An 8,815-nucleotide genomic window follows, 5' to 3' on the forward strand; every position below is an offset into this window, starting at 1 on the left:
AGGCGCTGATTTATGCATTTATGCTGCGATGGCGGGGCGAATTCAGTGACGATTGTGGCGCTTTTTTCACCATTTAGCCGGAGGCGGATTGATGTTAATAAGTTGCTAATTTATTGCAGATCGGGGGTAATTTGACGATATATGAAGTGTGGAGAGGATCGCGTTTTCTTCGGCAGGCTAAATGCAAAACGTGCGGTTTTACTCACGGGAAAGCGAGGAAGGAAAAGCGGGTGTGAGCTTAGTCAAGCTTGCTGCCGGACTTCAGCGTGCAGACGTAGAGCGGGGAGTTGATAGAACTGAGAAGAATGGCTTTCTCATTGAGCTTCTGCGCGTTGAGAAACAGGCCATCGTGGCTGTCGGACATCTCGCGCATAAAATAGTCGAAGATTACGTCCGGCGACTCATCGATGGACGAGGCGCTGGATTCCCACTTGCTGATGCGATAGTGGCGCTCGGTGGTGGAGATGCGTTTGCTGGTGTAGCTAAATTTGACGTAGCGCTGGAGATAAAGCCAGCCGGCGGCGGAATCGGTGTAGCCCTCGACGACCATCGACCCTTTGCCGTTGGCGGCAAAGTTGAAATGGATATTGCCGTTAACGTTCTCCTTCTCCATGTTCTCAAAGCGCATAATCGCTTTGGTCGAGCAGCTCATCACCCCGCCGTTCTCGACCGGCAGCAGCTTCCAGGCGCAGAACCCGGCGGCGGCAATAAATACCAGGCTGGAGAGGGCGAAAAAGGGGCGCGGGGCGAGTCTCATTGCGGTTTCCATGAATAGTAAAAATAGTTATCGCAGTAGCTGAACGGGTTATCTTCATGCATCGCGCAGTGGGCGAGGAATACCCGGCCCAGGCCGTTGGTTTCCAGCCGGTCGCCATAGAAGAAGACGAAGCGTTCGCCGGGCTTGCATTCCAGCTTCAGGCGCTGGCGCACGGCATCAAAATTCTTGCCGTAGGCGGTTCCGGCAACGGAGCGCAGCATCTCATCGCTGGCCAGCAGCTCGCACTGGCTGTGGCGCATTTGCGTCAGGGTGATGGGGTGCGATGTGCTGCCGCCGAGAAAACTGCAGACCACCAGCAGCAGGGCGATGGTGAGCAGGCAGCCGCCGGCGAGATACCAGCAGGTACCGCGCGCGTGGCGGCTGGAAACGGTCTTTTGCTCTTCCGGGACCGCGGCCGGGTCTGGCTCGGCTTCTGCCGCGGGCGGCGGCTCCGGCTCCGGGCTGGCGTCGAGCCTCTCGATGGTGAGATCCGGATTGAGCTGCAGCAGTCCGCGCGACACGGTGACGATAATGTTGTCGATATCGTAGTGGCGAAAGGTTTTGCGCAGCATGCTCAGGTACTGATTGAGATTGCTGTTGGATGAGGTTAACCCGTTGTCATCCCAGACTTTTTTAAGCACCTCATCGCGGCTGACCACCTCGGTGTGGCGCAGGAAGAACCACAGCAGCGCGTTGGCGGTGATGGACAGCTGGCTGTCCGCCTCATCGCTTCCCGGTAACGTTAGCGTGCCGTCCATTGCATCATAAATAAGACGGCCATGGATGTTATAGCGCATCGTGGCCTCAATCTATCACGTCATACTTCACGTTGCTGGTGCGTTGGCTGCGTTCGCTCACCTTGGTCACATAGTTATCTATGCTCCCAGGGATTCGCTCCCTTGCCGCCTTCCTGCAACGCGAATTATTTAGTGTATATATGCTTCACGCAGGAAGCGTCATCTTCGTCAGATCGCTGACCAGCGACTGCCGGTGCCCGGGGCTCATGGTGCGCCCCTCGGTTAATTCCGATAGCCAGATGCCGTCCGCCGCATAGCGCACCAGCGTGCCGGTATGGCTATTGTCCAGTTCATCGCCTTTCGCCAGATGGTCCAGCATCCAGTCGCGCCAGCATTTTCGCAGCACCGGTTCATCCGGCATGGCCAGCGACAGCACCATCAGCTGGCGGCTCTCCTGGGTATCCGTGAGTTCCGGCGCCGACAGATAGCGCAGATAGGCGCGGGTAAAGCGGCCATAAGAGACGTTATCCGCGGCCATAAGCTCTGCAATCGCCTCTTCCATAATCGCCAGCAGGCGGGCAAAGAGGGCGAAAATCAGCGCCTGCTTGTTGGGGAAATGGTGCAGTAAACCGCCTTTGCTGACGCCCGCTTCGCGCGCGACGGCGTTCAGCGACAGCGAGGCGATACCGTCCCGGCCGGCGATGGTGGCGGCGGATTCCAGCAGTTGTTTATGCAGGCGGACGGGATCTTTTTTACGATGTTGGGCTTCCATATTCATGGCCCGAATCATACCGACCAGACGGTATGATTATTCTTGATCGCTATCAATATGCGAAGGGGCGCAGCTGGATGGGATGACGTTATTGCGTGGAGGCTCACAGTTCACCTTATGAATTGTGGTGATATTCGCTGCGCCGCGAATATCACCCACCGAGATTCACACAGGCTTCACGTGGATAGCGAGGCCGTTTTCGCCCGGCGCCAGATCCGGACGCAGGTTCAGAGAGGGGATCAGATAGTCGCCGTGATTCTGCCGACGGAAGGGAATGGGCGGCGTTTCGGAGAGGGTATCCAGCCGCCGGGCCAGCGCCTCGCGCAGCGTGGCGAAGCGCTGTTCATCGAGTTTGTCGGTGCGGTAGAACACCACCGGCGGCAGCACATCAAAGCCGGGATAGAACAGCATCCCGTGCTGAATGGGGAACAGGATGTCGTCGATAGACCCGTTAATTCCGCGCGGCGCGTAGTGCTCCGCCCATCCGCCGGTGGTAACGACCAGCATCGCCCGTTTCCCCGCGAACGTGCCTTCGCCGTAGCGATCGCCCCAGTGGGTTTCGCTGTGCTCGCCGACGCCGTAGGCAAAGCCGTAAGCGTAGACCCGATCAATCCAGCCCTTCATGATGGCGGGCAGCGAAAACCACCACAGCGGGAACTGAAAAATCACCGTATCGGCCCACAGCAGCTTCTCCTGTTCGCCCACGATATCCGCGCTTTGCGTGCCGTTAGCGAAGGCGTACTGCGAATCCCGCGTTGCCCGCCAGCTTTCACCGACCGGCGGCGCGCTGCTGTCATCGGCATCAAATCCCGCCTTCCAGCGCATGGCGTAGAGATCGGACACCTGCACGTCGTGGCCGGCGTTTTGCAGATGCTGCACGGTAAAATCTTTCAGCGCGCCGTTAAGCGAATGCGGTTCAGGATGGGCGTAAACCAGTAGTATTTTCATTGAAATCACCTCTGAGCAATGGAGAGCTGCAGAGTAGAGTCGGCGACGCTATAGTAGAAATGAATTGCTTCAATAACAGGTATAGCGATGATTAATCTCCAGGGGCTGGATCTCAATTTGCTGCGCACGCTGAACGTTCTGCTCAGCGAAAATAACGTCACCCGCGCGGCGCAGCGCCTCAACCTATCGCAGCCGTCGGTCAGCGTGCAGCTGGGGCGACTGCGGGAGATTTTCGCCGACCCGCTGCTGCTGCCGGGACCGCGCGGAATGCAGCCCACCGCCCGCGCCGATGAACTACGCGGGCCGCTGCGCGATGCGCTGCTGGCGCTGGAGCTGGCGGTAGCGCCGGTTCAGCCTTTCGACCCGGCCACGGCGGCGCAGACCTGGCGGGTGGCGGCGACGGACTATATGGCGTCGGCGATTTTGCTGCCGGTGCTCAGTACCCTGCGCATCGCCTCTCCGGCCAGCCGCCTGGCGCTGTTTGAGCTACAGCCCGCGCGGCTGGTACAGCAGGCGGATCGCGACGAAGTGGATCTATTTTTTCACACGCGAGACGGCGCGCCGCCCGGGCTGCATCAGCGTTTGTTGTTCCGCGAACGCTACGTGCTGGCGGGTAGAGCGGGGCACCCGGCGCTGCGGTCGGCGTTAAGCCTGGCGCAGTTCTGCCAGCTGGAGCAGGTGATTGTCTCCCCGGACGGCGGTGGATTCAGCGCCGCGACCGATAGCGCGCTGGCGAATCTCGGGCTGGCGCGGCGGGTTGTCCTTTCCGTGCCACATTTCCTGTTTATGCTGGAGACGCTGCGCAATAGCGAGCTGGTGGCGGTGCTGCCGGAGCGGCTGGTGCGTGGCGCTGGCGGCCTGACGGTGGTTGAACCGCCGCTGGCGGTCGCCGGGTTTGAGATGCTGATGCTGTGGCACGAGCGCTGGCACCGCGATCCGGCGCACCGGTGGCTGCGCCAGCAAATCGTAACGTCATTAGAGGAAAAGCCATGTTAAGCGGATTAAATCATCTGACCCTGGCGGTTAGCCAGCTGGCGCCGAGCGTGGCGTTTTATCAGCAGCTTCCGGGGATGACGCTGCGCGCGCGCTGGGATAACGGCGCATATTTTTCCTGCGGCGACCTCTGGCTGTGCCTGTCGCTGGACCCGCAGCGGCGCGTCATTTCGCCGGAGGAGAGCGACTACACCCACTACGCGTTCAGCATTGCGGAGGCGGATTTCGCGCTTTTTGCCGGGCGCCTGAATGCGGCTGGCGTCCCGGTATGGAAAACCAATAAAAGCGAAGGCGCGTCGCACTATTTTCTCGACCCGGACGGCCACAAGCTGGAGCTGCACGTTGGCAATCTCGCCCAGCGCCTGGCGGCGTGCCGGGCGAAGCCCTATAAAGGTATGGTGTTTTTTGGCGAGGACGAACAGGCGGCCGGGAACCCGTAGCCCGGTCAGCGCAGCGCGAGCCGGGGAAAAGTGGAGGCTGTATTGCGCGTTGTTTCCCCGGAGGCGGCGCTTGACGCGCCTTGTCCGGGCTACCGGCCCGAGCGCTCGGGTAGCGCGGCTAAACGCAGCGTGAGCCGGGAACATCCTTTACAATTCCTGCTTTAAAAATGTGAAGTTTTTTCCAACATTGAGAGTATTATCGCTGGATAATTGTCTATACTTTTTTGTATATACAATCAGGATGAATATGATGCCAATGGAGTTTGAATGGGATGCAAACAAGGCAAGAAGTAATCTAAGAAAACATGGAATCCGGTTTGAAGAAGCGGTGCTCGTCTTTGACGATCCCCGGCATCTTTCCCGACAGGATCGTTATGAGAATGGTGAATATCGCTGGCAAACTCTCGGCCTCGTTCATGGGGTCATTGTTATCATGGTTGCGCATTCGGTCCGTTTTGAAAGTGGAACAGAGGTCATTCGTATTATCAGCGCCCGGAAGGCGGACAGCAAAGAGAGAAATCGTTATGAACATGGTTAAACATAAACGTGACAATCCGGATACGCTTACGGCTAAGCGAGACGATGAGCTTAAAGCGCTGGCCAACAAAACGGATGATGAAATCGATTATAGCGATATTCCCGCCACAGACGACGCACAGTGGTCAGATGCCGTACGCGGTAAATTTTACCGACCGCTAAAAACTCAGGCTTCTGTCCGTATTGATGCCGATATTATGGAGTGGCTTAAACGTCCCGGGAAAGGTTATCAAACGCGACTGAATGCGATCTTAAGAGAAGCGATGATTCGCGATCTTAACAAGAAATAGCCTGCCTCATGATTACCCCGGAGGCGGCGCTTGACGCGCCTTCTCCGGGCTACCGGCCCGCAGACGGCTGGGGAACCCGTAGCCCGGCTAAGCGCAGCGCGAGCCGGGGAGATAAATCGCGTTAGCCTTCCAGCTTCAGTTCCACATTGCGCTTGAGCACCAGGCGCATCAGCAGGTAATAGACCACGCCAACCGCCAGCCAGCTCAGCCCCAGCACCTTCGCCTGCGCGTCCATTTCATAAATAACAAAGCCGATAATGCACAGCCCCACCACCGGGAACAGCAGGTGTACCACCAGATTGCGCGATTTCTGGCGAATGATGTAATGGTTTATCACGGCAATGTGCAGCACCAGGAAGCCCATCAGCGCGCCGAAGTTCACCAGACGGCTGAGGTTATCGATATCGCCGTAGAACCACAGGCCGGAAGCCAGCGAAATCAGCGCCACAAACAGAGTGCTGACGTAAGGCGTTTTCAGCCGTGGGTGCACTTTCGCCAGCAGCTGCGGCAGCTGCTTATCGCGCGCCATCGCAAACAGAATACGCGACACGGCGGCCTGCGCCACCAGGGCGTTGGCTATCCCCCAGGAGATCACCGTCGACCACATGGTGACATACTTCAGCCAGCCGCCGCCCGCCAGATTCGCGGTATCGTAGAAGGCGGTATCGAGGCTGTTGAACGTCATCCCCTGCGCCAGATCGGCGGCAATCCACGTCTGCAGGATAAACAGCGAACCGACCAGCATCAGCGCGCCCAGCGACGCCTTACCCACGGTATCTACGCCGCCTTTCGTTTCCTCCGACAGCGTGGAGATCCCGTCGAAGCCGAGGAACGAGAGCACGGCGATGGAGACCGCGCCCATCACCAGCGGCAGGCTGAACTTATCGGCGTTGTAGAGCGGGTCGAGGGTCAGATGGCCCGCCCCGGCGCCGGAGTAGAGCGCAATCAGCCCGAGGACGACGAACACCGACAGCACCACGATCTCCGCGATCAGAATCGTGTTATTGGCGCGTGCGGTAAAGGTAATGCCGCGCAGGTTAATCAGGCTGTTAATCGCGATAAAGCCGACAATCCACAGCCAGCCCGGCACGCCCGGCAGCATGGGCGCCAGCGCCGCCGCGCTGACGATATAGAGCAGCGACGGCACCAGAATATAGTCCAGCAGGATCAGCCAGCCGGCAAAAAAGCCGACAATGGGATGAATCCCGCGCTGGGCATAGGCGTATACCGAGCCGGAAACCGGGAACGCGCGCGACATCGACCAGTAGCTCATGGCGGTAAAGAACATCGCCACCATACCGATAAGATAGGCCAGCGCCACCATGCCCTGCGCGCCGTCCCAGACGTAGCCAAAGACGCCAAACGGCGCGATGGGCACCATAAATATCATGCCGTAGACCAGCAGGTCGCGGAAGGTCAGCGCCCGGTGCAGCTCCTGCTTATAGCCAAACTGTTCGACGCTCATGCCTGCTCCCCTTCGATGCTCAGGGAGAGCTGTTCAGCCACTGATTTCGGTAAGGCATAACGACAGGTTTTCAGCGGGTCGACTACCTGACAGATTTGCAGGTCGCCGGCGATGCTCAGAATACTGATCGCTTCAGCCAGCGTCAGGGAGGTATTGTCGGTGATAAAGTGCGCCATATTGCGGGTGGCCAGGGCGGCGGCATCATCGAGGGTCAGCGCCGAGGCGAGGGTAAACAGGGTCTCGCTGTTTTCGAGCATCGGCAGCGGCAGCTTACGGTTTTTAACCACTGTCAGTTCGACCAGCACTTCGCCAGGGATTTCCAGACCGCAGACCGAGACTTCGCCATCGCCCATCGCGGCGTGTAAATCCCCCAGCCCGAACAGCGCCCCGGGAACGTTGACCGGCAGCCACAGGGTGCTGCCGGCGGTAATCATTTTGCAGTCCATATTGCCGCCGTGGCTATCCGGCGTGCCGCAGGAGATGGCTTCCCCGGCAGGCGCGACGCCGATCACGCCGACCATCGGATTGAGCGGCACGCGCACGTTGCCAGGCAGCACGGCATGGTCATTCTCAATGGGCACGATAGTGACCTTCGGGGCATCAAGCTCGTCGCCAATCACTCCGAGCTGCGGCGCGGTGACCATCACCGCCTGCTGACTGCTCAGGGTTATACGCTTGATGGTCACCTTGAGCGCATCGCCCGGCTCGGCGCCCTCGACGTAGACCGGCCCGGTCGCCGGGTTAATACGCTGCCAGTCCAGCTCGTTGAACACGGCATCGGCGGAGGTGATTTGGTCGGAGAAGCAGTCGCAGGTTTCGAACAGCACTTCACTGCCGCTGCTGACGGTAGCGACAGGAGCGTTATCCCGCGACATGGCGTAAACCACCCGATCTTTGGTTATTTTCATGACATTCATCCCGGTTATATTGTTGCGTTTTTTATATTTAGAGTTTCCCGTATAGGGAATGAGTGAATTTATCGGGATTATCACAGGAAGGCAATCAGGTCAGTTTTTTCAAAAATAAATGGTATATATTTGCTGGTGAATCATGCGGTTAGCTATATTGGTGGGGTTTTCTTATATGCTGGTTATTTAGCAAAAAAACTTTTTGTTATTTTGGCTTTAGTGGTCATTCGCTAATTGTTTACTGTTATGGGGTTATTATCCAGCATATTACGCTGCAGCGTGCGGCAGTATGATTTTAAAATATGCGGTGATATAAGCGCATTATGGGGTTTTAGGTGCCGTGAGAAGAGAAATCCCGGAGGCGGCGCTTGACGCGCCTTGTCCGGGCTACCGGCCCGCAGACGGCCGGAACCCCGTAGCCCCGGTCAGCGCAGCGCCGCCGGGGAATATAGCTTAGGCCAGCTTACGTTTCTGCCCGGCGATCGCGCCGATTAACGCCTGCACCTGCTTCTGCTTGCGCGCCGACAGCTTATGCAGCTGGCGCAGAGACTCCACCAGTTCCGGCTCCGGCTGCTTCGCGGTAATCACGATACAGCCTTCCATTACTTTGATATCGATTTTGGCGCCGGTGGCAAAACCGGCGGCTGCCAGCCACTGGCCTTTCATGATAATCGCCGGGATACGCTGATGATCTTCAAAGCGGCTCGCGTAACTGACGGTGCCTTTACGGTTATTTTCCGGGGAGACTTCTGGATCGGTGAATTCTGCAATAGAATGCGGGGTAGTCATGGTCTCTATTCCTTTTCAATAGGGGTTGTGATTAGCGAGGCGCTCGTGTTGCAGCACGGGCGTCTTGCGATAAATACCTGTACATATCATCAGGGAATAGACGGAAAGTCCAGCTGAAAATGAATGAAAATAACGGCGGGGATAAAGGGATGGATTATTTCTGGTGATGGGAATAAAGC

General features: G+C 57.9%; 11 protein-coding genes. 4 read left to right on the plus strand and 7 right to left on the minus strand.

The window, feature by feature from the left end; genetic code table 11:
* Nucleotides 1–238 precede the first annotated feature (238 nt).
* The 4 genes from FQK12_RS01770 to FQK12_RS01785 form a co-directional block, all read right to left on the minus strand.
* Complete coding sequence (locus FQK12_RS01770; RefSeq protein ID WP_004098240.1) at nt 239–757, minus strand: FidL-like protein; 519 nt, start codon at nt 755–757, stop codon at nt 239–241.
* The gene (locus FQK12_RS01775) at nt 754–1,554 is read right to left on the minus strand and encodes a transcriptional regulator (protein ID WP_014227752.1); all 801 of its coding nucleotides are present in this window, start codon (nt 1,552–1,554) and stop codon (nt 754–756) included. The genes FQK12_RS01770 and FQK12_RS01775 overlap by 4 nt, the downstream gene beginning before the upstream one ends.
* 145 nt (nt 1,555–1,699) lie before the next feature.
* Nucleotides 1,700–2,284, minus strand: coding sequence for a TetR/AcrR family transcriptional regulator (locus FQK12_RS01780; RefSeq protein ID WP_004098242.1), 585 nt, complete (start codon nt 2,282–2,284; stop codon nt 1,700–1,702).
* 147 nt (nt 2,285–2,431) lie between these two features.
* Nucleotides 2,432–3,214 carry an NAD(P)H-dependent oxidoreductase gene (locus FQK12_RS01785; RefSeq protein ID WP_014227753.1) on the minus strand — a complete coding sequence of 261 codons (783 nt, stop codon included), beginning with the start codon at nt 3,212–3,214 and terminating at the stop codon, nt 2,432–2,434.
* Between the two features lie 87 nt (nt 3,215–3,301).
* Between FQK12_RS01785 and FQK12_RS01790 the strand changes: the two genes are divergently transcribed.
* From FQK12_RS01790 to FQK12_RS01805, 4 genes are all read left to right on the plus strand, one after another.
* Nucleotides 3,302–4,210, plus strand: coding sequence for a LysR family transcriptional regulator (locus tag FQK12_RS01790; protein WP_014227754.1), 909 nt, complete (start codon nt 3,302–3,304; stop codon nt 4,208–4,210).
* The gene (locus tag FQK12_RS01795; RefSeq protein WP_014227755.1) at nt 4,204–4,647 is read left to right on the plus strand and encodes a FosA family fosfomycin resistance glutathione transferase; all 444 of its coding nucleotides are present in this window, start codon (nt 4,204–4,206) and stop codon (nt 4,645–4,647) included. Before FQK12_RS01790 ends, FQK12_RS01795 begins: the two co-directional genes overlap by 7 nt.
* 250 nt (nt 4,648–4,897) lie before the next feature.
* Nucleotides 4,898–5,185, plus strand: coding sequence for a BrnT family toxin (locus FQK12_RS01800; RefSeq protein ID WP_071881753.1), 288 nt, complete (start codon nt 4,898–4,900; stop codon nt 5,183–5,185).
* Complete coding sequence (locus FQK12_RS01805) at nt 5,172–5,474, plus strand: BrnA antitoxin family protein (RefSeq protein WP_014227757.1); 303 nt, start codon at nt 5,172–5,174, stop codon at nt 5,472–5,474. The genes FQK12_RS01800 and FQK12_RS01805 overlap by 14 nt, the downstream gene beginning before the upstream one ends.
* A 121-nt stretch (nt 5,475–5,595) precedes the next feature.
* Here FQK12_RS01805 and FQK12_RS01810 read toward each other — a convergent pair whose 3' ends face one another.
* From FQK12_RS01810 to symE, 3 genes are all read right to left on the minus strand, one after another.
* Nucleotides 5,596–6,939 (minus strand): APC family permease, encoded by a 1,344-nt coding sequence (locus FQK12_RS01810; protein WP_014227758.1) that lies wholly within the window; start codon nt 6,937–6,939, stop codon nt 5,596–5,598.
* Complete coding sequence (locus tag FQK12_RS01815) at nt 6,936–7,847, minus strand: acetamidase/formamidase family protein (protein ID WP_014227759.1); 912 nt, start codon at nt 7,845–7,847, stop codon at nt 6,936–6,938. The genes FQK12_RS01810 and FQK12_RS01815 overlap by 4 nt, the downstream gene beginning before the upstream one ends.
* Before the next feature lie 453 nt (nt 7,848–8,300).
* Entirely contained in the window at nt 8,301–8,636 is a 336-nt protein-coding gene (gene symE, locus FQK12_RS01820; protein ID WP_014227760.1) for an endoribonuclease SymE, read from the minus strand.
* Between the last annotated feature and the right edge of the window lie 179 nt (nt 8,637–8,815).

Source organism: Klebsiella sp. ME-303, from assembly GCF_007910085.1.
Lineage (GTDB): Bacteria > Pseudomonadota > Gammaproteobacteria > Enterobacterales > Enterobacteriaceae > Klebsiella > Klebsiella michiganensis.

Bases quoted from the DNA above. Each gene is read 5' to 3' on its own strand.
- FQK12_RS01770 (WP_004098240.1), bottom strand. From the start codon at position 757: ATGAGACTCGCCCCGCGCCCCTTTTTCGCCCTCTCCAGCCTGGTATTT.
- FQK12_RS01775 (WP_014227752.1), bottom strand. From the start codon at position 1,554: ATGCGCTATAACATCCATGGCCGTCTTATTTATGATGCAATGGACGGC.
- FQK12_RS01780 (WP_004098242.1), bottom strand. From the start codon at position 2,284: ATGATTCGGGCCATGAATATGGAAGCCCAACATCGTAAAAAAGATCCC.
- FQK12_RS01785 (WP_014227753.1), bottom strand. From the start codon at position 3,214: ATGAAAATACTACTGGTTTACGCCCATCCTGAACCGCATTCGCTTAAC.
- FQK12_RS01790 (WP_014227754.1), top strand. From the start codon at position 3,302: ATGATTAATCTCCAGGGGCTGGATCTCAATTTGCTGCGCACGCTGAAC.
- FQK12_RS01795 (WP_014227755.1), top strand. From the start codon at position 4,204: ATGTTAAGCGGATTAAATCATCTGACCCTGGCGGTTAGCCAGCTGGCG.
- FQK12_RS01800 (WP_071881753.1), top strand. From the start codon at position 4,898: ATGCCAATGGAGTTTGAATGGGATGCAAACAAGGCAAGAAGTAATCTA.
- FQK12_RS01805 (WP_014227757.1), top strand. From the start codon at position 5,172: ATGAACATGGTTAAACATAAACGTGACAATCCGGATACGCTTACGGCT.
- FQK12_RS01810 (WP_014227758.1), bottom strand. From the start codon at position 6,939: ATGAGCGTCGAACAGTTTGGCTATAAGCAGGAGCTGCACCGGGCGCTG.
- FQK12_RS01815 (WP_014227759.1), bottom strand. From the start codon at position 7,847: ATGAAAATAACCAAAGATCGGGTGGTTTACGCCATGTCGCGGGATAAC.
- symE (WP_014227760.1), bottom strand. From the start codon at position 8,636: ATGACTACCCCGCATTCTATTGCAGAATTCACCGATCCAGAAGTCTCC.